18 protein-coding genes and 3 pseudogenes are annotated in these 23,249 nt (G+C 29.0%); 11 read left to right on the plus strand and 10 right to left on the minus strand.

Annotation, left to right across the window (positions count from 1 at the left end; genetic code table 11):
• Positions 1-73: 73 nt before the first annotated feature.
• Positions 74-1,282, minus strand: a complete 1,209-nt coding sequence (locus tag IGI84_RS01150; RefSeq protein ID WP_016609136.1) for a lanthionine synthetase LanC family protein — start codon at positions 1,280-1,282, stop codon at positions 74-76.
• A gap of 43 nt (positions 1,283-1,325) precedes the next feature.
• On the opposite strand from IGI84_RS01150, the gene IGI84_RS01155 reads away from it, so the two are divergent.
• Both IGI84_RS01155 and IGI84_RS01160 read left to right on the plus strand, forming a co-directional pair.
• A complete protein-coding gene (locus tag IGI84_RS01155) occupies positions 1,326-3,101 on the plus strand; it encodes an ABC transporter ATP-binding protein (RefSeq protein ID WP_016609137.1) in 1,776 nt (591 codons plus the stop codon).
• A gap of 796 nt (positions 3,102-3,897) precedes the next feature.
• On the plus strand, positions 3,898-4,110 hold the full coding sequence (locus IGI84_RS01160; RefSeq protein ID WP_034859177.1) for a hypothetical protein: 213 nt from the start codon (positions 3,898-3,900) through the stop codon (positions 4,108-4,110).
• A 342-nt stretch (positions 4,111-4,452) separates the two neighbouring features.
• Here IGI84_RS01160 and IGI84_RS01165 read toward each other — a convergent pair.
• The 5 genes and pseudogenes from IGI84_RS01165 to IGI84_RS01185 all read right to left on the minus strand — a co-directional run.
• Positions 4,453-4,571: pseudogene (locus IGI84_RS01165) on the minus strand (transposase); the annotation flags it as partial.
• 245 nt (positions 4,572-4,816) lie between these two features.
• Positions 4,817-6,019 carry a tyrosine-type recombinase/integrase gene (locus IGI84_RS01170; RefSeq protein ID WP_252704851.1) on the minus strand — a complete coding sequence of 401 codons (1,203 nt, stop codon included), beginning with the start codon at positions 6,017-6,019 and terminating at the stop codon, positions 4,817-4,819.
• Between the two features lie 2 nt (positions 6,020-6,021).
• On the minus strand, positions 6,022-6,216 hold the full coding sequence (locus IGI84_RS01175; RefSeq protein WP_252704852.1) for a DUF3173 domain-containing protein: 195 nt from the start codon (positions 6,214-6,216) through the stop codon (positions 6,022-6,024).
• A 45-nt stretch (positions 6,217-6,261) separates the two neighbouring features.
• Positions 6,262-7,104 carry a rolling circle replication-associated protein gene (locus tag IGI84_RS01180; protein WP_252704853.1) on the minus strand — a complete coding sequence of 281 codons (843 nt, stop codon included), beginning with the start codon at positions 7,102-7,104 and terminating at the stop codon, positions 6,262-6,264.
• A gap of 247 nt (positions 7,105-7,351) precedes the next feature.
• Positions 7,352-7,681 carry a hypothetical protein gene (locus IGI84_RS01185; protein ID WP_252704854.1) on the minus strand — a complete coding sequence of 110 codons (330 nt, stop codon included), beginning with the start codon at positions 7,679-7,681 and terminating at the stop codon, positions 7,352-7,354.
• A 179-nt stretch (positions 7,682-7,860) separates the two neighbouring features.
• Between IGI84_RS01185 and IGI84_RS01190 the strand changes: the two genes are divergently transcribed.
• The 3 genes from IGI84_RS01190 (at position 7,861) to IGI84_RS01200 (ending at position 13,239) form a co-directional block, all read left to right on the plus strand.
• Positions 7,861-8,724, plus strand: coding sequence for a helix-turn-helix domain-containing protein (locus IGI84_RS01190; RefSeq protein ID WP_429946954.1), 864 nt, complete (start codon positions 7,861-7,863; stop codon positions 8,722-8,724).
• 60 nt (positions 8,725-8,784) lie between these two features.
• Positions 8,785-12,426: a hypothetical protein gene (locus tag IGI84_RS01195; RefSeq protein ID WP_430600612.1), complete on the plus strand. Its 3,642-nt coding sequence runs from the start codon at positions 8,785-8,787 to the stop codon at positions 12,424-12,426.
• A 624-nt stretch (positions 12,427-13,050) separates the two neighbouring features.
• On the plus strand, positions 13,051-13,239 hold the full coding sequence (locus IGI84_RS01200; RefSeq protein ID WP_194193859.1) for a sublancin family glycopeptide: 189 nt from the start codon (positions 13,051-13,053) through the stop codon (positions 13,237-13,239).
• A gap of 432 nt (positions 13,240-13,671) precedes the next feature.
• Here IGI84_RS01200 and IGI84_RS01205 read toward each other — a convergent pair whose 3' ends face one another.
• A complete protein-coding gene (locus tag IGI84_RS01205) occupies positions 13,672-14,367 on the minus strand; it encodes a MurR/RpiR family transcriptional regulator (protein ID WP_252704769.1) in 696 nt (231 codons plus the stop codon).
• 36 nt (positions 14,368-14,403) lie between these two features.
• On the opposite strand from IGI84_RS01205, the gene IGI84_RS01210 reads away from it, so the two are divergent.
• The 6 genes and pseudogenes from IGI84_RS01210 to IGI84_RS01235 all read left to right on the plus strand — a co-directional run.
• Positions 14,404-15,738, plus strand: coding sequence for a glycosyltransferase (locus IGI84_RS01210; protein WP_430600614.1), 1,335 nt, complete (start codon positions 14,404-14,406; stop codon positions 15,736-15,738).
• Positions 15,728-17,851 (plus strand): ATP-binding cassette domain-containing protein, encoded by a 2,124-nt coding sequence (locus tag IGI84_RS01215; RefSeq protein WP_429946958.1) that lies wholly within the window; start codon positions 15,728-15,730, stop codon positions 17,849-17,851. The genes IGI84_RS01210 and IGI84_RS01215 overlap by 11 nt, the downstream gene beginning before the upstream one ends.
• Positions 17,851-19,101, plus strand: a complete 1,251-nt coding sequence (locus tag IGI84_RS01220; RefSeq protein ID WP_252704491.1) for a hypothetical protein — start codon at positions 17,851-17,853, stop codon at positions 19,099-19,101. The genes IGI84_RS01215 and IGI84_RS01220 overlap by 1 nt, the downstream gene beginning before the upstream one ends.
• A gap of 11 nt (positions 19,102-19,112) precedes the next feature.
• The gene (locus IGI84_RS01225; protein ID WP_252704492.1) at positions 19,113-19,520 is read left to right on the plus strand and encodes a thioredoxin family protein; all 408 of its coding nucleotides are present in this window, start codon (positions 19,113-19,115) and stop codon (positions 19,518-19,520) included.
• Between the two features lie 44 nt (positions 19,521-19,564).
• A complete protein-coding gene (locus IGI84_RS01230; RefSeq protein ID WP_252704493.1) occupies positions 19,565-20,074 on the plus strand; it encodes a thioredoxin family protein in 510 nt (169 codons plus the stop codon).
• Positions 20,075-20,695: 621 nt separating this feature from the next.
• Positions 20,696-21,060 (plus strand): annotated as a pseudogene (locus tag IGI84_RS01235) (transposase); the annotation flags it as partial.
• Positions 21,061-21,883: 823 nt separating this feature from the next.
• On the opposite strand, the gene IGI84_RS01240 reads toward IGI84_RS01235, so the two are convergent.
• The 3 genes and pseudogenes from IGI84_RS01240 to IGI84_RS01250 all read right to left on the minus strand — a co-directional run bounded on the left by IGI84_RS01240 (position 21,884) and on the right by IGI84_RS01250 (position 23,167).
• Positions 21,884-22,201, minus strand: coding sequence for a MazG nucleotide pyrophosphohydrolase domain-containing protein (locus IGI84_RS01240; RefSeq protein ID WP_430600617.1), 318 nt, complete (start codon positions 22,199-22,201; stop codon positions 21,884-21,886).
• Positions 22,202-22,222: 21 nt separating this feature from the next.
• Positions 22,223-22,571, minus strand: a pseudogene (locus IGI84_RS01245) (DUF6176 family protein).
• Positions 22,572-22,990: 419 nt separating this feature from the next.
• Entirely contained in the window at positions 22,991-23,167 is a 177-nt protein-coding gene (locus IGI84_RS01250; RefSeq protein ID WP_252704495.1) for a hypothetical protein, read from the minus strand.
• Between the last annotated feature and the right edge of the window lie 82 nt (positions 23,168-23,249).

The following is a 23,249-nucleotide window of genomic DNA, read 5'->3' on the forward strand; positions in this document are numbered from 1 at the left end:
ATTTAAAAAATAAACCTTTAAGAGAGAATATTTTTTTATCTCTTAAAGGTTTCATTTTTCATAATTCTAATAACTATTTACCGAACAAAAAATCTCCGATAAAGCGTTTTTTCGTTAATAAACTTTGTATAACTAGCCATGTGGATATGCTCCCATCAAGCATATTGAAGTCGGATCTCAATTCATCTTCATGATGAATATCATAAAATCCTATCTTGTCATTTGATTTCATTTGTAAAAGAAGGTCTAGTAAGTTTAATGATGCTGATTCTTCACCTAACAAGAATAACTCATAGATTAAGCCCGATAATCCATGACAAAACGTTGATGATTTGAAAATAATGTTATTTTTATTGTTTTTATATTTATCAACCAAGTAAAGTAAACTACTTACAAAAAGTCTTCCTTGTTTATTAAAGTGATTTGTTCTTTCTAAAAGATTGAAAGAATACAAAAATGTATATCCGGACATTCCGTAACACCAGCTAAAGTTGGTTTCGGTTTTTAAAGGTTTCAAATCAGGATAATTAACTATTCCTGGTATGGATAAATATCCGTCTTCTTTTATCGAACATTTGAGAATAAACTTCTCAATTGAATCCAAAGTAGTAATTATATTTAAATTCATATTAGAACTTTTTCTTTTAGAACAAAACTTTTTTAAAACATAATAAATACCTGCTAATCCATGTGAAACCCCTAAATTTATGTGTTCATTTATTTCGTTATTTCTTTTGATTACTAAAAATGGAAAAGTTCCATTAATTTCTGTGCAGATTAAAAGTAAATAGGATATGATTTGTCTTTCCAAATCTTCTGCATCTAAAGGAGAATAAAATTCTAATAGAAAATTTAAATAAGAACATATACCATACAATAAATCGTAATGGAAAGTTTTAATGTTACTATTTTTAGCGCACTCAATCATCAAAGGTAATTCAGCTATAATGTATTGGTCTATACTTTTTTTGATTGTAATATAGGCAGGAATTTCTCTAGATTTTTTCCCGTATAAAATTTCTAAACCAATTAAATAATTTGATGGTCCAGATAAAAAGCTTAATAAATCTTTAGAATAAATTTTTTTAGGAAAGAAATTCTTAATAAATTCATGTGTTAAGTACTCCCAATCGTTTTCGGTTTCATAGTTTTTGCCATTTGCTATTAATAATGCTCCTTCTAAAAAAGTTATTTTTTTACAATTTTTTTGTGTTATTAGTTCAGGCACAGTTGTTTGAAAGAAATCTTTTAAACTGGCATTTAAAATTTCATTTGAAGACATATATTTACCTTCCGATCTTTTTATATTTATAAGGAGTGATAATTTGAAATTAGTTGTGAATAAATTTACTTACAAGAAAATAGCTTATTTGTTTTTTAGAACAGTAAAAAATTTAAAGCGTATAAACAAGTACTATCTTTTTTTTACAATGTTAATCACTATGCTTTTATCTCTATCCCCTACTCTTAACATTATTGCATTGAAGGAACTGACAAATGCAATTCAAGTTTACCCTGATACAAGATTCCCAATGTACATGTATATAATATTTTTTTTTATGATATCTTTGGTTACACTACTTTTAACCAAGTATAACGAATACATGACTTTTTGCTTCTCTAATCGTATTTCATACCATATAAATATACAAATTCTCAATAAAACAAAAAGCATGTCATTATCTGATTTTGAAAATCCTGATATATATAATAAAATCCAAAGAGCTGAAGCACAAAGTGATGAAGTTTTATTCAATTACTTTTTAAATTTTTTATCTTTAATCGGTTCTGCTATAACCATTTTGTCAAGCTTAGCTTTGATAATATTTTGGAGATGGTGGTTTGTTATTTTAATATTGCTAGTATCATTTTTTAGATCTATTGTAATGATAAAATATGGAAGACAGAAATTCACTATACACACTAGTAGAACTTCCAATGAACGAAGGAAGTGGTATTATAGCTATTTATTGAAAAATGATCTTTCGTTTAAAGAAATTAAGATTTATCAATTACATAAATCTTTTCTAAATAAATATAAAAAAATTTTTAACGACTTTTTTATTCAAGACCGAGAAATTCAGATTAAAATGGATATAGTTGATTTTTTTCTATCCCTCGTAGGTGCCATTATTCAAATTCTACTAATATTTTTTGGAACATATGATGCAGCTCTTAAAAGAATATTAATTGGAGATGCGATTTCGTTTATTCAAGGCGGAAATAACATTAGAAATGGCTCAGACGGATTTATGACAACTTTAGCAACCATTGTAACTTCATCATTGTATTTGGAACAACTTTTTGATTTCTTAGATTTAGAAACTGAAATTCCTAACAAAAGAGGAGTTGAGCTTAGTGAACCAATTAAAAAAATAGAATTTAAAAATGTTAGTTATAAATATAAAAGTTCAAATGAATTTACTCTTAAAAATATTAACATGACGCTAGATAGTAACTGTAGATATTATTTAGTTGGAAGGAACGGGTCCGGAAAATCTACTTTAGCGAAAATTTTACTGAATTTATATGACGATTATGAAGGGACTATTGAAATAAATGGCGTAAATTTAAAAACGATAGCTTTTTCAAGTTATTGGGAAAAGATTGGTATTTTATTTCAAGATTATACAAAGTACGAATTGACATTAAGAGAAAATATAACATTTAGCGAAAAACCTTCTAAATCTAAAGATTCAAAGTTAATAAAAACTTTACGTCAGTTAGACAATGACTTCCTGATAACATTACCATTGAATCAACAATTGGGTTTTTGGTTTGATAACGGTGTTCAATTGTCAGGAGGGCAGTGGATTAAAATAGCAATTTCGAGAGCATTACAAAGAAATCCATCGTTATTAATTTTAGATGAGCCGAATGCATCTTTAGATAATATATCTGAAAAAAAATTATTGAATTTAATACAGAATGCCACAGAAGATAAAATCTCATTAATTATTACACATAGATTAAAAAATATTGATCCTTTGAACTCAGTTATTTTATTTATGGAAGATGGAAAGATTTGTGATCAAGGTAATACAGTAGATCTTTTAAATAAAAATAAAAGCTTTGCAGAACTTTATAATGCTGAAAAATAATTTGCTATTTTTCAGCATTATTTTCTAACCATAATTTTGTATTCAGCCTAAGGGTATTTGTTTCTATAACAGGTTTCGTAGGCTTTCTCATTATTTTAAGAGAATAGAGGTAAAATAAAAGTATTTATATTACTATCACATACAGATCTTGGTAAAGTAAGTAAAGATGAGTTAAAATTTTCTAAAATATAGTCTTCATCTACTACGATGGTAGAAGAGTAATTCTAACTGCTTTTTTAATTGCGGTGTTAAAAATAGGAATTACGTCTTCATAAGAATTATCTTCGTCTTCCGTATAAATTTGCTCAGGAATCATTTTATCAAAATTAGTCTTTTTAAAGTAGACTCTATATTTATCTATTATATATAACGCAACTTTAAAGAATCATTTAGTTGAAAGATTGAAAAAGATACAGGCTTATCACAGGTAGGAAACCCTATTTAATTACTGTTAAATTAAAAAACAGTATACTCATTAATATAATAACGAAAGAGGTAAAAATATTTTTTCTCGTAGAAACCACACTCCTAAAAAATAGTTTGATAAATTTCTTCAAATTTCATTTTCACATGTAATTTTACACCAACAATTTGTAAAAATCCAATTATTATATAGAATAAACACAAATATAAGACTGTTCATTGCTTATGAGTTTTCTGTTATTATATTGTTTATTTAGTTTATGTGTAAATAATGATTGTATAATTTAATATGATTTGATATAATTTAGTAAACAATTGGTGTTATAGTTGTTTTTTGATTTAAAAATTAAGAAATGATAAGGAGGATATTTGAATGGATAAGTTGTTTGATTTAGATGTAGAGGTTGTTAAGACAAATACTCAAGCCAGAAGTGGTATTGGAACTTTAGGGGTATATTGTTTCACAACAGGTCAAGGTGTCATGTGTTCTTCAGGTGCCGGTTCTCATTCTTGCATGACTTCAGCAACTCGATGTACAGGTACTCAAAGTGCATGTGCTATTTTACCTAGTAGTTTAAAGAAATAGTATATAATTTAAAATTTTTTAAACAATTGTAAACGTAGTCATTTGCTAATGGTTATCCTAGTAAATTTTTCTTTTCACGTTATAATAAGCGAAAATGTGTAATATTCAAATTTTTTAAATGTTAAGCAGGGCCCAATTTAGTTAAACCACAAACTGTAATTTCTTTTAAGTTTCTATATGAGATACTCAGTCTATAAAAAAGAGTGTCCACAAAATTATTGTAAATTGCCCCCTGTCAAGTAGATATTTAAAAAATCAAGGCTCTTTATCAATACGGACTGATGAATTACGCAAAATCAATTCTGGGTCAGAATGAACCTCATTCTGCTCAGATTTTTTTTGTTACCTTACTTTGATTAATTGATTGATTAAAAAGATTCTAATTCTCATGTTCTCAAATGATTTAAATCCGTAGAATACTCGTTTCATTGACTTTATGTGGTATTTTTCGCTTCTATTTTCGCAAAAAGAAAACCCAGAAACCTAATCGTGTTAATCAGGTTTTTGGGTCGGTAAAAGATATGGAACCATCTTATTTTGAATGAAAATCAAGCACTTTAGCTATTAAAGAATGTTGGTTTATAGGGATTCCCCATCCATATTATGTTAGCACTTTATTCCCACTCAATATGTGTAGCTTCATAGAAATGTTTATATAGCAACATTCTTTTATTGTAATCTACATTTGAGTAGGAAAATGGTAGGGTTAGATCTTTACTGCTTGATTTCCATTAAAGTTTGCAACACTTGATTCTGTGGCATAGGTGAAATTAATATTACCAGTCATCTGTTTAGCAATATTTTCATCATTACGACTCCAAAGATGAGCGTAGTGTCTCAATGTAATTTCAGGGCTAGAGTGTCCTAATCGTTGTGATACAACAAGAATATCAGCATTAAACTCATTGATTAAGTAACTAACATGAGAATGGCGCAAACCCTTTCCTTGAATCAATGGCACATTCGCTAACTTGGCATATCGCTGTATAATTCTTTGAACAGTTGAACGATAGAGGGGAAGATCAGTGTAACTAAGAATAAATTGTTTTACTCCATGATTTTTTTGAACTTTTTCCCACTCTTGAAGAACTTGAATTGTATCATCATCCAAAGAAATGATTCTTAGACCACTTTCGGTTTTTGTATAGGGTTTTCTAATAAAATCCTTTTGATTGATCATTTCTAAGGTATGATGAACCTTGAGTTTTTTTCTCTTGAAGTCTATATCATTCCAATTTAATGCCAGTCCTTCACTTACTCGAATTCCAGTCATATAGTACAACCAAATTAGAACAAAACACATATGTTCATAGAAATCTTTTTTATAGATTTTTGATAAGACCCTTTCAAAATCTTCTTTCGTCCAGTATGGAACAATTGCTTTTCCTTTGGGAATTGCTTTTGTCCGCTTGGAGATGTTTTCATTAAGGAATTGAAGGGTAACAGCATAATCAAGTGATTTGCGAAACATACCGTATAAAAGGGAACTGTATGCTTGGGAATACCCACTTTCGTTTAACAGCCAGATTCGATAATTCTCACAATCGAGTACCCTGATATCGCGTAGTTTTTTATCACCAAAGTATTTAATAATTTGAGTGAGTCCACATTCACGAGAACTCCAAGTGCTTTTTTGAACACAAGCTCTGTAGTGAGGGACATAAGACTGCTCCATAAATTCTTTGTAGGTTAAATCATAATTTGCAAATCCATTTGCTATCATATACTCATTTTTAATGCGCATAACTTCTTTATGGGCTTCACGAACAGATGAAAATCGTTTTCCTAAAGAATCTTTTGTTCCTTTTTTTTGGATTCTTTTTCCAGTTATTTGGTCTGTACCTAATTCTACAAGATAATATATACGACCGTTTTTGTCTTGGTAGACACATGGATATTTTGTTTTCATAACTATTCCTCCTGCACAAGAGGAATGCCTATAATTTCTTCAATTACTTGTCGGGGTACAACCCCGACTCTTTTATTATTATAATATGGGTATCCCTGGTTTACCATTCTTATTTTTGCCTGACGAATTATGGTAGCTGCTTGATGTGTTTTAAATCCAAGTTGTTCTAAATCTTTTCGACAAATCATATTTTTCATTTTTTTCAACTCACTTTCATAGAAAACACACAATTGATTGCAGTGTTATTTCTTTATTTTGGTATAGTGAACAATGCTTTCTTGAAAATCCATCATTTGTTCAGGATTTCCACCTTCATTTATATCCCTGTAAAATATCGGGCGTCTTACGAGATACTCATGGGTATAAAGCACATCTTGATTGGTGGGATCATAGGGTTGATCCACGAGTTTTTTTGTAACAGTAGGTACTTTGAGATTGCGCGATCTGAAGAACGCTTTTTTCTTATGTTCTTTCATATTCAAGTCCTTATCGAAATATTTGCTGATATAGCGTCCGCGATTTTCGATACGATCCACATCGATCCTATTTATTTTGACAAATCCATGTCCCCAGATCGTGGTAAGACGATCGACAGAAAGAAAAGGGAAGTCAAATAAGATGATGTGATAATGGATCGCACCTCGTTTTTGTTTTTCCCACGTGGCGAGATATTTTAGGTTTGCTTTTTTTGTATGATAGAGTTCGTAGTTTAGTCGCTTGATAAATTTTTTGAATTCATTATTTGCATAGGCAATGTTTTGTATGTTTTCTCTAAAAGTGAGGGTTAAAAATTTTGTCTGATCATCAAAGTTCATATCCACGAGTCGGGCGATTTCAAAACGCATATTTTTGTAGTATTTTTGTTTTCGTTTTAAGCTATCGTATTGTTCTTGAGCAGAGAGTTCGTCATAAGTTCTTCTTGTTTCCGTGGGAATATCCTCTGTATAAAGCCAAGCTAATTCTTTTTTTCGGTTTGGATTTGGTTCTGTTTCTTCATTTCTTTTTTTAGGAGTAATGATGGTTTCATAATCATAAATTTCAAGGTACGTGGGAGTTTCAATGATCTTCTGATTATATGCTTTCAATAATCCCCACTCCTTGGTACGTATTCAATTGTCAAAGAACCAGTCATTTTCTCCTGATGTTGTTCTATAAATCAAGTAAAGGAGCAGAACTGCTACGCAGCTCTGCTAGCCTGCTTATTTATTGTGCGGTTTTTTCGTTGCGGTCGGCTTTGAGCTTGATGCCCATCCGGCCTCAACGAAACCACCCAACAAATAAGCAGGAATATTAGTTTCGTGAATCTTTTGAATGATTGCTAAGAGTATCTGTTTATTGCTTTGTCAGTAAAACTGCTGAGTCTGCAGTTGCGGATAACCCATAGCTGACAAACTGACCATTTGCACGTCCCCAAGGTTTGATCACAAGATTATTAAAAGTAACTGTCGCGATCCCGTTTTTATCAAGTTCATCCTCTGTTACAACTGGTTCAGCGCTTCCAATTTTTACGCTCATCTTTTCAAAGCGAAGTTTGGGTAAGACGCACTCGTAGCTCCATCCTAAAATTTCTCCATCCTTTTGCCACCGTGAGACATTAACGACTTGGTATTCCTTTTCTAGTTTTTCTTTTGGTAAAGTTAAATCACTGATTTTGATTGGCATAATGTTCTCTCCTTTTCTGATATACGTTTTGATATACGTTTGGTATAAAAATGTAAGGTACCTCTACATTTTTATCGTATACGATTTTAAATACGTTGTCAATAGTTTTTGTAAAATGTATATACGGAATAATATACGTGTGGTATGCTGTATATGAAATCATATAGGAGGGATCACAAATGTTTGGATTATTGCAACCGAATAAAGAAAAAGTTGGAAGAAGATTAAAACAAATCAAAGACGAAATGAATATCTCTTTTACAGAGTTTGGTAGCCGCCTTGGATTAAAGAAGCCGACGATAAGTTCGTATGTTCAAGGATATAACTTGGCACCGATTGATGTGATTGAAAAAGTGGCTAAGATCAGCGGAAGGTCTGTTGGTTGGTTTTACTTTGGGGAGATAGAGGAATATATCGCGGATTATCTAACTCTCACGGGACAAGGCGAGTTAGTTAAGGAATATCCGAACGTGGTAAAGCAGATCAAAGAAGAATTCTTTAGTGGTGATTTTAAAAATCCTAGTTGGGAAAATGAAGTCGGTTATCCAATGGAAGAATTCATCGATGATTGTTTCGCGGATTTTTCTCCAAGTATTTTAGATAGGTATATTGGCAAAATCGTTACGCAGCAGATCGATAAATCGGAGAAATTGAAAAACTTTTCAGATAAGGAAAAGGGTGAAGCACTGGCATTTGTCTATCATGAAGTGATGGACTTTGTTGAAATGAGTGGTGAGGTTAAGTACGGTGAAGAGGAGAAGGTTATCGGATTAGTCGAAGATTCGATCAGTAATCTGGTGAAAAGAGGAAAAATAGAATTCTCAGAAGAATATTTGGTAGGAAGGTTAGTGAATATTCTTGATGATGATGTCGAGACAGCAAAAATCATTTCGACTTTATCATTGAATCTGACAGGAAAAGCTTTTTCACCGCTTTTTGGTGGAAAAGAGTTGATTGAGATTTTTCAGGCAATGCGTCCGGCTTTGATGAAGTTGTATTCGGAAAAGAGCAGAGATGAGCTGTATGATTGGTTTGAGAAATAAAGACAAGTTACTAAAGATACTTTGAAGTTTTTTTAGACGGCAAAGGAGGGAAAACATATTATGTCTAAGTTAAATAGTATTCAAAATGAAATCAAACAATTAGAAGGAGGACGCTTCCAAAATTTATGTGATGTTTACCTTTATCGTAAAAGAAATTGGGAGAATATTGTATCTCTCGGTTCTATGGATGGAACAGATAAGACTACTAAAGGAATACCTGACACTTATTATTTTGATAACCATTCTAATACATACATTTTGGTTATGTATGGTACTAGAAAGGATGCAACTGCAAAATTAGAGACAGATGTTCGAGAAGCTATCGAGAAATCCAAAGTTGATAAAAAAGATATTGAAGAAATAATCTGCTGTCACACTTCTTCAAATTTAACTGTTGAGAAAGATAAGGAACTAAGAAGTTTATCAGGCTCAATAAAGCTGACTCTCATAGGAATAGATACATTATCTAATGACCTCCTTAAGTTTGAGTATCAAGATATTGTAAAAGACTTTTTAGGTATATTAGAATCAACTGAACAGGTTTGGAGTTTAGAGAAATTTATATCTATACATGATAAAAGTAGAACCAATGCGCCCTTGGATACAAAATATATAGATGAAAAACATATAGTTGATAGGATGAAGGATGAAGTAAATAGTCATCAGATTATTCTGCTATCTGGAGTACCTGGAACTGGAAAAACTAGGTTAGCCATCGAGATATGTAAGAAATTACCTATGGATAGCAACATAATTTGTGTTAAGAGCAATAGCATGCCTGTTTATCAAGATATTAAAGATGCATTAGATATAAGAAGAATAAATTATTTGTTTTTAGATGATGCTAATACGGTCACAAATTTTGATGCAGTTGTCAGCCTCCTGAGTTTAGAGGACTTTGAACAAAAACTGAAAATTATTATGACTGTTCGAGACTATGCACTTTCAGGAGTCATTAATCAAATAACACCGTTTAAAGTCAAAGTGCAAAAACTCTCTTTAATGAGCGATGATCAGATTGAAACGCTGATTAACAGTATAGAAGATATTTCTCCTTTTTATCTTAGGAAGATTATGAAATTATCTCATAATAATCCGAGAATAGCTGTAATTGCAGCAATTATGGTTAAAGAGAAAAACTTTGATTTTATTGAAAATGGAAAGGAGATATTGGATAGTTATTATAGTCAAATCATTGAAGAGAATTCCCTCTCTTCAAATGAAAAAATTAGTATGTTCATTTTAAGCTTCAAACACAAGCTGAATTTATCAAATAAAGAATCATTAGAGGACATCTTAAAATATTTTAAAATTGATTCTGATAGCTTTTTATCTGCATTAAATGAATTACATGATAAAGAACTTTGTGATATATTTCAGGATGAAGCTGTTAAAGTCAGAGATCAAAGTTTATCAGATTTTGTAATAGTAGATTTTGTTGCAAATAAGAAAATTTTCAAGATAAAAGATTTTTTTGTTAATCTTTATCCTATTCATGAAAAAGAGATTGTTGAAATGTTTGTACTTGTTAATAATTTTAATTCTTCCAAGGACTGGATAGAGTATCTAACCAATGAAATAAAGTTTGTTTACAATAATATTATTGCAGATATTGATAAAGAACTTTTTTTAACACAATACGGGGTAATAATTCCCGTCGAATCTCTTGCGTATGTTCATGAGAAGGTACAAGATGCTGATAACACTGAATTTCAAACATCTCAAAAAGAATTTGAAGAAAAAAAGAGAAATCAAGGAGTTAATGATCCGATTATAAGTATTCTTTGTTCATTATCAAATAGTGAAAGATTTAAGGATGCAGGTATACTTCTTATGTATTATTTCAGAAAAAGGCAGGATAAAATCTTTGAAATTTTCTCTGCAATTAAAAATAATTTTGATATTGAAGCTAGATGGAATCTTTATTTAGAAAAAAGATTCAGTATTATTGAAACTTTTTCAGTTCAAGAAAATATTAATGAAACAACAGCTCTGCTTATTGCCAATATTGCTGATGAGTTTTTAAAGTTTTCAGGAGAAAAATATACTTTTAACGGCAAGAATGGGGTTATTAATCGTTATACACTAGTTGATGGAGACTATCTAATTAATCTCCATAAAAAAATTTTTGATATACTCTCTAAAGTCTATAGTTATGGTAACGTAGAAGTGAATAATTATATAGATAAACTATTAATCAATTATCCAGTCTATGAAGTTGAAAATGGATTCTTAGAAACTGTTAGTTCAGATTTAACTTGTATAGAAAATCTTTTTTTTAAAGATTTAGATAGTTTAAATTTTAGACAAGAAGCTATAGTATTTGAATTGTTTTCAAAATCAAAAAAGCTAAAAATAAAATCACAGCCTTTTTTTGAATATGAACCGTCAAGCAGTCAAAAAATTTATAAAGATTTTTCAACTAGTATATGGGCTTATCACATGGGAAAATTTGATTATGAAAAGATTCAAAAGTTAAGAAAGGTAAGTCTTCGTGAGATTTTTGAGAAGCATTCTAATGACTTAGTTTGGCTGTTCAATATCCTCGGAATATTTCAATCAGATGTATTGTTAAATAAGTATGAAATAGAAGATTCTTTACTTCTATTGTATTCTGACCTAGATTTAGAGGATCAAATAAAGTTTTTACCAGCATTGCTAAAAAGTAATTTTGTTGTTTCTCCTAATAATTATGTAAATTATATAGACAAGTTGTCTTTTGAAGAAGGCAAAAATATTCTAAACTCAGTTGAAAAGGAAATAGATGAAGGATGGTATCTTTCAAACTTTTTGATATGTAGAAACATTCGTGATAGCGAGACAGAAGGACTTATATCCTTTTTAGAGAATCTTAAAAACTTTGAAGTGATGAATTATTTTAATGTCTTGTCATTCGAAAAATATATCAAGTATGACGGAAATATTTTAGGTATCTTAAAAAATATGTATTCAGAAAATAAGGTATTAAGTAGTTTTTTTGTACCAAACTATGTGCCAGAGGATGGTGCTGAAAAAATTTTAAATATAATTGGATATAAAGAATTAAAAGAAATCTATTTAAGTCTTCTTGGTAGCAGAGATGTTGATGGATCAGGAGAAATTTTTAAGTGTCTATTAAAAGAAAATGATATCAATTTTATATACTTATTCCTTGTTAAGCTAAACACTCAAAGATTAAATTTTAATTATAGTGAATATGATGTTCAACTAAAATGTATATGGAAATCAGCATTCGCAGAGGAAGGGATTAGAAAATATCTAAATTTTTTAATTCAAGAGAATCGTGTGATTTATGTAGGAGTAGACCCATTTTTGGAAAAAATTTTCAAAGCCAACATTGAGCGTTCTATTGAATTTATAAAAGCAGAAGTAATAAATACTGAGGACGAGGATAGGTTAGTTAATTTATACAACTTGTCTCTTGAAATATTCGATGATGATATATTGCTACATATCTTCGAATTACTCAAAGATAAAGAAATTACTACAAATTTTTTTGAAAAGCTATATCTAACTATGCGCACTAATAGATGGTCTGGAAGTTTAGTACCTCTTTTAGATAAAGAAATTAGTTTTTTAAATAAGTTACTTGATATTTTCGAAGGAATAAAATTTATTTCCCATTCATTAATTATCACTACATGTATAGACTCACTTAAAAAGCAAAAAGATAAAGAGTTGCTATCAGATTATTTGGAATAAAATTTCTGGACGAGATTTTTCAATATCATAAATATTAAAAAAACAAACCCTGCTAAGAAATTTCTTGGCAGGGTTTGTTTTTTAGTGTTTTTAATCCGTTCTACATGCTAAGAAACGCTGGAAAGTAGGCTTTCTCACTTCAATTTATAGGGACTCTTTATTCCAACTTTATAATTGAAAGGAAAAATACCGTAAACAAGAATAGCTGAGTTTTTAATACTTTGTAAACTATTCAGGGAATAATAAAGGGGGCAGAAACTTAATAATTTTTGACATTTGTTAATATGAGATATCCTTATACATTTCCTTAACTTGATGGATATGTCCACTTGCTCTTCTACAGACGTACTTTGCACGTCCGTTTTTTTAACCTCCTAAGTGTTGGATGCGATTCAAGTAGAACGGAAAAATCTAATAGTTCAACCAGGATGAATATTAATGTGGCTAACGAAAGCTGAGTGATCATATATGAAAAAATTTTTAAATGAATGATTTTACATCGGATTTTTTTGATTCGATAATTACTTTATTGGTAATATCGATATAATTTCACTTTTATTAATTGACATGAGGAATATGAATGATATCATTATATTAAGGTAGCAATAAAAAGGAGGATAAATCATGTCAAAAATTGAGTTAAAGAAAGTCACGCTAGATTCAGTAAAAGATTTAAACAGAGCTGGGTTATCAAAAGCACAGTGTGCTATTACTTGGGCCTCTTGTTTACATGATGCCGCTTTAGGCGGGTTAGGTACTTCTGATCCAGGTGGTAATGCCTGCACAATCTATCAAAAGTATTGCATGAAATAGCAAATGAAATGCAAAAGTATTTTTAATAGCATTTATGATACCGCTTACTATGAAGGTTATACAGTAAGGTTTGATCAAGTTCGTGATGTTCGAGATTACCCTGACCTACTTTCAATAGGAACGTGGACCGTAAAGAAAGGAGAACATTGGACAGTAGTATTGAAGAAAGAATCGAATCTCAATACTATAAAAAATTTTGTGCAGTTACTTTCTTTTAAGCTACCGAAAGATTGTTATTTTGCAGTAGAAAAAATCACTGCTCCGATGGGACCTTTAAGTTCAAATATAATGCTATAAAATATTTGTTGGAACAAACGAATAGTACGTATTCTATTCGTTTGTTTCTTTTGTTGAAAAACTCGGATATATGCCTTCAAATCATCCATATCCTTACAGAAAGTGAATACTATCTTTTTTACCTAAAAACAAATATTAAGTTATTTCATTAATAAGCAATTCTATGAGTATTAAAACAAATAAATCAAAATCAATTTCTATACTATTTAGTTTTGATAAAATAGCATTCGGAGAAAATGCACGAGGAACTGTATTTGAAATTATTAACTGTTGAAGTGATTTATCTTCTATATATTTTAGGAATTGCCAGTTTACTCTATCTGCTGTACCTATTGTCAAGATTAAACTGTCACTTTCGTTCGAAAGATCCTCTAACTTTTCCTCACTAAGAAATACAACAGGAATGTTATTTTCAAACATAAATCTCTGAATTTTTTTTCCAATGGTAATATTATCAGACTTGATATATATTAGTATTCTTTTTGCGGCAAGAATTTGATCTTGGAATATTTTAATTTCTTGTAAATTAATCTTATCTATTATTAATTGTAAAGTTGTTATCACGCTTGAATTTAACTCTTTATGCATATCCGTAAAAACTTTTTCTGTGTTGCTTTCTAAAATACGTAGTTTAAACTCAGAAAAGGAGTTAATTCCCATTCTCTTTACAAGTCTGGATACAGTGGGAGAAGACACTCCAGCTTTACATGCTAGTTCGTGTATTGTTTGCCTAGGAATAAGTTGATAATTATTTAATATATATTGAGCAACTTTTTTTTCTTGGGAAGGTAAATCATTAACTAACAAATTTGTTCTTGATAAAATATCCATTTATACATACCTCATTTCAGTTTGGAGTTGAAAATATTGTTTAAAAGCGAAAATTTGGATCTTCTTTTTAATAAAAACTATCTTTGTAAAATATTGGATAAAACTGATTGTACTAATAGAGATATTATTTATAACCGTATTGAATTATTGGAGAAGTATAACATAGCTGACTCTGAAAATAAGAGTTTTGACGTTTGTAATGATGCTATTTTAAATATAAGAAAATTGTTGGATGTTCCAAAAACTATAAAAAAATTAACCACCTGCATCATGATTAAAGATAATGAAGAGACAATTTTAAAAACAGTTAAGTCTGCCTTGTCAATAAGTGAGGTAGTTTTAATTGTAGATACTGGATCAAAAGATTCCTCAAAAAAGATAATAAAAAATATAAATTCAGAAAAAATAGTTCTTATAGATAAGGATTGGGATAATGATTTTAGTTCTATAAGAAATTTTCTTATACAAAATTGTACTACAAATTGGATAATGATGTTAGACTCTGATGAAGTTTTATTAGAAGGACAAGAGCAGACAATTAGGGATTATATAGATTTATATACGGTTAATTTTAAAGGCTATACTGCAGCTTTTTATCCCACAATTATTAGTAGTGACGAAGAAACCAATTTGATGCCAAGAATATTTAATAAGTCGAATGTTTATTACTTTGGTAATTGCCATGAAGAATTAAGAACTAGAAATTTTCTGAGATTTAATATATCTTTGCCAATAAAAATTATACACACAGGATATGATGAGCCAGAAGTACTTATAGAAAAAAAAATGAGAAACACATTTCTTTTAAAAAAATGTCTGGAAATTGAGCCTGAAAATTTTAGGTGGCTGTATTTCTATACACGAGATGCTTTGTTAGTTGAGGATTCTGAAAAGTTGAAAAAATTAATCGAACTTAAATTGTTAGATACAAATAATTCTATAAAATCTGGAAAAAATTTGTATACTGAAGGGATAATTTTAAACTATATAAAAATATTATTTTCAATTCAAGAATTTGATAAAATAAAGGTATTTTTAAATAGCTTATCCTTTGAATGGAAAAAGAACTCAGATCTATTCTATTATTATTCACTATCTACAATATTAAAGGCAAAAAGTGAGTTCATAGATCTGTTATATGAGTTAAATATTGAAAAAAATTATAATTTTCTTAATTCAATGGATAAGGAGGGGCGACATTTAGAGCTAATTAAAGGTATTTTGTCTTATGAAACAATGGATTATGAAGAAGCAAATAGGCTCTGGAAAGAATTAATGAACCAAAAATACGATAGCCAATTGTTTTTAAGTTATATCAATTTTTTAAATGGCTATGTGTGGAAATTAGGTGATGAGAATAATGAAAATTAAACCTTTTCACTTAATGCAGGAAGATAGAAATGATTGTGGACCAACAGTTATTTACTCATTATTACGTTCATTAGGATATTATCAAAAAAAAAAGAGCATTGAATCGGAACTAGATATGAACGATCGAGGAGTAACGATAGAAAGCTTTATAGGTTATTTAGAAACTTTAGGAATATCCACACAATTATTTCAGACCAAATTTAAAGAAGATTTAGAAGAGAATAGTGGTTTTGAAAATATCAACTGTCCATGTATTGCTCTTTTAGAAGAGACTTCAGAAGTAAATCACTTTATTATTATTTATAAAATAAGTCGATATTCAATTTTAATATCTGATCCAGCTCAGCAAACCTTATCGGAGGAAAGTATTGATGTATTCAAAAAAGTGAGATTGATTTTGAGTTTAGATTTTAAAAAAAATATAAATGCAGAGAAGTTTAGTAGTAAGAGATTCTATCTAGACAGTCCCTTTTTTAAGAATATTTGGATGTTCAAATCTAGCTTAATCAGTCTATTAATGTTAACCTTTGTGATTTCGAGCTTTTCAATCTTTAATGCCGGAATGATTGGTATGCTAACCAATGAAATTGCAGCTAATTTGTCAGATCTTGAGAATCTCAAGTATTTAATTCCTAAATACCTGTTCATATTTGTATTTATAGATTTTGGGTACTTAATTACAAATTATATATCACAGAAAAAATCGTTTGTTTTATCACAAAAAATAAAAAAAGAAATTAATTCAGACTACGTTATCAGTATCTTAAATGCTCGAAATCTGAAATTTCAATCTGGTGATGTATCGTCGAGACTTACTGATATTTTAAATTCTATTGATGGCTTTGTTTCACTAGTATTATCACTCTTGGCAAGTATAATCACATTAATCGGAGTTACTATGATTATGATTTCTTTTAATGCATCCATTTTTCCAGTTCTTATTATTTCCTCGGTTTTGATATATGGATTAACTATAATGAATAAAGACAAACTTTTATTCCAATCATTTAATGTTTTAAAATCTTATAGCGAGTTTAATACCTATTTAATTGATACTCAAGAAAGTAAAGAAAATATTGTTAATTTTTCAGATAGTAATAATGTAGGAGAAAGAATGAACTCGATGTTCAAGAATTATTTGAATCTCTCTAAATATAATTTTCAATTTTTCTTATCGCTAAGTAGTACACAGCAGTTAGTCTCAGTTTTATCTACAGGAGTTTTATATTATATATGCTTGAATATGGTTTTTAACAGTGAACTTGAAATAGGGTTCTTTACAATGGGGCTCACACTTTGTAGTTTATTTGTCAGTACAATTTTGAGCATCAGCAGTAATCAAATACAATTATTTAAATTCAAATCTATTTTTGATCGAGTAATTGAGTTACAAATACAAGAACCTTTAGAAACCTTACAATTAAACAAAGATTTATTTGAAGAAGCGCATCACATTGAGCAGATCACTTTTAAAAAATTCACTCAAAATTTTGATAACAAAGCTGTCTTTAATAATTTGGATCTAGTAATTGATTTTAAAGAATCAAACATAGTTTTTCTTAATGGTGATAGCGGTATTGGAAAAACAACCTTAGTTCGAAACTTATTTATACCAAGTAAAAAATACAAAGGGGAAATTAAAATAAATTCCCATAATATAATAGATTATAGTGAAGTATTTTTGCGGGAAGAAATCTTATACTTATCTAACAAGGACAAATTTCCCCAGTCTACGGTTTATGATTATTTAGTAGGTGGAAGAAATTATGAAAAACTAAAAATAAGAAAGATACTGGAAATAGTTGAATTAGATAATGTATTATTGTGCAATCCTTATATTTTTAATGAGAATATTTCCAATAACGAAGTTATATTTTCCCATGGCGAACTGCAGAGACTAACTTTAGCAAAAGCTTTATTAAAAGAGCCCAAATTAATCATTATAGATGAAGCCTTATCGAATGTTCAAAAAAAATTATTTAGTTCAATTATGCAAAACTTAAATGGCTTAACAACAAAATTCATAGTTATTAACCACGGAATTAATTCAACAAATTATCCTGGGGTAGATCTAAATTTCATTAGAGAAGTTAATGAGGAGAAGTTAAATTAATGAAAAAAAACAAAAAAATATTTGGACAATATACGGTAATGATAGCAGCACCATGTTTATTTTTCATAATATATTATAATTTCATTTTTTTATTTGACTATTCTATTTATTTTAACTTGGAAATATCTTTACTTGTAAACTGGTTGATTATAACAATAGGAACTATTATGTTACTATGCTTTTTTTTCTTCAAACTAAAAAACAAAACTTTATATAATGTTAGAGAAAAAATTTATTTAGAAATACTTTTTTTTTCTCCGATAATTTTTATAGTAATGAATCAAAGTTTCTATCTATTTACGCTTATATCACTTGAATTTATTGCAAGTACTTATTTATTTTTGAGAATTCAATTTGAAAAATCAGATTATCAGAAATATGTGATTCCTAGAATACGCAATGAAAAAAAAGATATATTACTAAAGATTTCAAAGTTTAATGATTATAGAGAAATATCTTTTTTCGATAATCATATAATGAAAAAAGTAGATAAAATAGTTTCTAAGAATTTTTATTTAGTAGTTCTTCTTTTTCTCACTACTATTACTACAGTACTCTTTTACGTGCTTTTGAGTTCTTATTTGATAATAAATGATGAACTGACCCTAAGTACATCATTAAGCATGTTTGTTTTTACACTAATTACACCTTACATTTTTTTCCCAACTATAAATTTTGATGAAAGCCAAGATGTAGAGAGAACGTCGGAAAGAAAAAAAATAAATAGTTTTTTCTACGCTTTGAGTATTGTTAGTAATGAAGGTCAAAATATATTATACGCAAAAAATCCGTCATATCATATTATTAATCAAAACCAAGAATTAAAAAAAAGCTTAAGATATCTAGTGAACGAAAATTATTTTGATTCATTTCTATTTTTAGATAAATGGAATGAGCCAATAGCTAAAGAAATCGACTGGATTGTTATTGAGGATGGGCCCAACTTGATATCAGGGGTGTCCATCAAGATTAATGTGACATTAGGAAAAGATATTGATAGTAATTATTTTGAACGCATAAGTTCTAAAATAAGACTTGAGGAGACATTGAGTAAATATTCTTACAATTATGACACGCTTATAGGTGAGGAAGATAAAGATAAGTTTGATTTAAGAGATAAGATTTTATTATTAAGATATATTTTATTTGAGAAAGATTTAATGATTATAAAACATGAGTTATCAATTGATGAATCAATAATTAGTGATGTTTTTTTGGACAGCTACGGTGTAAAGTTATTATTTAAATAGGAGACTATTATATGAAAAAAAAAATTGATATTACTTTTTTTACTGTTGTGATCGCTCTGATGATTATTACTATAGCCTTTGCCTCAAAAAATAGTCAAAACTATTTAACTGAATCCGATAAATTTATAGAAGAAAAAATAATGGATAAACAAAGTATTTATGTTTATTTTTATTACCCGGAATGTCCTGCTTGTAAAAAAATGGCTCCCGCACTGAATCAAGTGATTGATGATAATGATTTGAACGTCTATGCTATAAATATTAAGGACGCTTCAAATAATTACGATAAAATAATAGAATCTTATGGTATCCAGGTAACTCCAACAATATTAGAATTTAACAGAGGAAAAATTGTAGCGAGAATAGAGGGACAGAAAAGCTCAAGTGAATTAAAGGATTTTTTCACTAATAAAAATTAAATATATTTACACAAAAACTAATTTATTTTGATAAAAGGAGGAAAGTGAAGATTGAAATGGAATATTCAATAATCTTCACTAAATGTATAATGAAAAAAATAATAATTGTAATTGTTTTTTGTTTAACATTCCTAGTTGGTTGTAAAAATTCACAAGAATCAAGCATTACAGAACAATCAGGAGATATTGATCTAACAAATATACAAAAACTATCTCCACAGGAATTTAAACAAAAATCTAGTGAAAAAAAACAAAACTTCATAGCTTATATAAGAAGACCAGATTGCTCAGATTGTAATGCTTTTGAGCCAGATCTACTTAAATATATGGATGAAAATAAAGATTTTAAAAACAAAGTATACTTTGTAGATATAACTTCTATTTTTGATGATAAAAATGAATGGGAAAACTTTAAATTAGAAAATAAGATTAATGGAACGCCTTCCTTTGTTTATATTAAAGATGGAACGATTTCATCTAGTAGTAGTTGGACTGTTGAAAAGGGTTATTCAGTAACGATTTTAGATAATTGGGTAAGAAGTTTAGAAAACTAAGAAATAGCTAAATATTTATAATGCAAACTATTCAAGATATGCACCAGAAAAATTGTAAAATCTAATAACCATAAAGATACGTATTTTATAATAAAATCAGCGTAATTTAAATTGGAATCAAAAGGGGCAGAAACTAAAAATTTTTGCCCCTTTTATAAAATACTTTAATTAATAGGCATTAAAAACTTATGTCCGGAAAGAGAGGGGGAATTTGATAGAATGTTTGCTATCTATCTTTATCAGTAAATAATAGATACGAAAATAGATTTGAATATTTAGTTCCGAGGAAGTGATTAGTTATAATGTTGAAAAACATGAAAGTATACAATCTACTCATATCCTGTCCAAGCGATGTTCAGAATTACGAAAGTGTAATTCAAGGTTGTGTTTGGATATTCAACCGAAATTATGGAGAAATTAATAACACTCTAATTTTGATTAAACACTGGAAGAATAATAGTTTCCCTGAATCAGGAGATAAACCACAACTTATTAAAACATTTAAATATGTGGTCTAGAATCAACCAAAAAGTTTTTGATTTTTATCTTGAATTAAAAAAATGGGTTTAAGGATAAGTATAGGGTAATTAACCTCCAAAGCTTATCTGTTTCCATATTTAAAGCAACCCAAAGGATGGCAAAAATTTTTCTTTGTTATCTAAGTGTACTAACTCAAAAAATCTTGCAAAGTAATCACTAGATATATTTGGGCTGAATATTTAGAGACCTACAAAGAGATACGCCATCAAAGTTGGCTTAAAGAACTTTATAAAAAGAAAAGGGAAACCATTGAACGAATTTTTGGGACAGCAAAAGAATTTTATGGATTACGCTATACTAATTAAATAGAAATTGAAAAAATGCACATGGAAATTGGGTTTAATTTTGCGTGTCTTAATAAGAAAATGTTAACAAAAATAAAAAAGATCAGAACAGAAAAAAAGTGTTTTCCTGAAGGCAAAGAGCCTAACCTATCGTTTGTTTAAAGAATATTACATAGAAAAAAGACAAACCTCACTTTTATATAAGGTTTATCTACAGTTTGTAGGTTTTTAATACGTGAGATTCTTTTATAAGAAAAATGCAACTAATTTTATTTTTCATTCATGGGATAAAGAAAATAGTTCACCTTTTTATTATCAATTTCCGTCTAAATCTTTTTAAATTATTACAACTGAAAAATTTATTTTGTATTTTAAAATAATGACATCCAAAAACTTTATTCTTATTTCAAAATCTCCCACTCTTCGGAGTGGGTAGTTTTTTTATATAGAAATAGCCCGCTTCTGCGGGCTTATACATAATATATACGAGTATTCTCTTTACTTGCTTATAAAAAGCTTCTAATATAAAATTTTTATGGCGATATTATATCGTCAATGAAGAGTATCAGGCGGGGGGAAGCTTGGGGAAGTGTACCTGATACTCTTCCTATTTATTGTATCATCATTTTTATTCACTAGATATTATTGATTAGAAAATCGTCATAATCGGTTGGGTTTGGTTAATAAAAAGTGCAGTGTAGGTTCATACCCGATCAATATTTTTTGTTTCATACTTATTTTTTTGTTTTATCCTATTAAAAGTAGGGTGGCTTTTTGTTGAATTAATAAAAGATATTTTGTAGAATATAAGTATAGCCTTGACCGGGGCTATTTCATTTTATATCTTTTTTTCAGGCTCACCCTCCTTGAGGGTGGTTTATTTTTGAGCAAATGATTTGAACGATTTCAAATAGTTAATACAATTAAACTACCTTATAAAAACTTTTTCATTTAACTATGCCACTCCTCTCCGGGAGTGGTTGTTTTATTTGTTTGAAATAAATTCTTCAAGATTGCTTGTGCTTTCATATTTTATAGCTGCTTTCTTGTCTTTTTCTAAGATTACTGCTGCTAAATCTATGTTACTAACACTTGCAATAGCGATAGTGTAGTGAACAACATCAGCAAGTTCTTTCTCGAGAGATGTATTATTTCCATTTTTTCTTCCATTTAACTGATTTAGTGCTTCAGCTACTTCTCCAATCTCTTCGACTAATTTCATGAATAAACTCTCGGGTGACACTTTATCTTTATATTTATTGAATAGATAATCTTGAATATCTTCTATTGCCAAATTCACCATAAAAGTCTCCTCTTTAAATTTTTAGTTCAAATTAATACGTATTTTATCAGGTATCGTTACAACTTCTGCAGCCAAGTCAATTGGTTTATATGATGAATCTTATACATTCATCCCAATACTCTAAATGTTTTTTATCAATCCAATTTTCTGAATTCTCAACACGATTTCCGCCATTTCCTTGAACTGAATACCAGTAAAGATATTCTATGCCATCAAATTGCTCTCTAAAGATAGTTTCAATAAACATTTTTTCATTCTCTAAGGTTAACAGAGTTTCTTTAATATGATCATTTAAAAAAGTCATCTATTCATCAACTGTAGCAGTTTTTCCTGTTTTTACTTTGAATCTTGTAAGTTTGGTTTGGATCATTATATCACTTTTCTTTCATCATTTTAGGATATAGTTAAATTCCTAAAATTTCTTTTTTCTTTGATTCAAATTCTTCTTGTGTAATAATCCTTAAATCAAGTAATTCTTTCAGTTCTTTTAATTGTTGTGTAGAAGAATGTTCATTTGATTTTCCGACATTAGTATCTTTTCTGTAATCTACATTTACAATAAAGCGTTCTAGATTGCTTGCTTGTGAAGAATAAAGAAAAACTTTTACTTCTTTTATAGAGTTATCTTCTAAATTTTGTAAAAATATTGTTCCCTCGCTGCCGATTTCTTTTATCTTTGTGATTGATTTAGTTTTAACTTTACTTTTCCGTTTTCCAGAACTGCTAATAATTCCTCCTGTAGACCCTAATATTGCCGTACCGGCAATAGTTTGTCCTGTTTGACCTTTTTTATTTTATATTCCCTGTATTTGTTGTTTCTTGGGCAATTGTACTACCACTCCATTCGAATCGTTCGAATTTGTATTTGATGGTATTTGGATCATATTTTTTGGAAACATAAAAATAATCATTGACATCTCGTTTTAAGGTGATTGATTCTAATTGTTTTGTAAAAGGTTTCTTCATAGGCAGGATTATCTTTTGTTTTTAGGTTGTCAAATTGTTCAGATACAACCTGTGTAGCTTTGTCTTTTACGTCTTCAATTAC

The sequence above is a fragment of the Enterococcus sp. DIV0008 genome (assembly GCF_050542615.1).
In the GTDB taxonomy this organism is placed as follows: Bacteria; Bacillota; Bacilli; order Lactobacillales; family Enterococcaceae; genus Enterococcus_D; species Enterococcus_D innesii.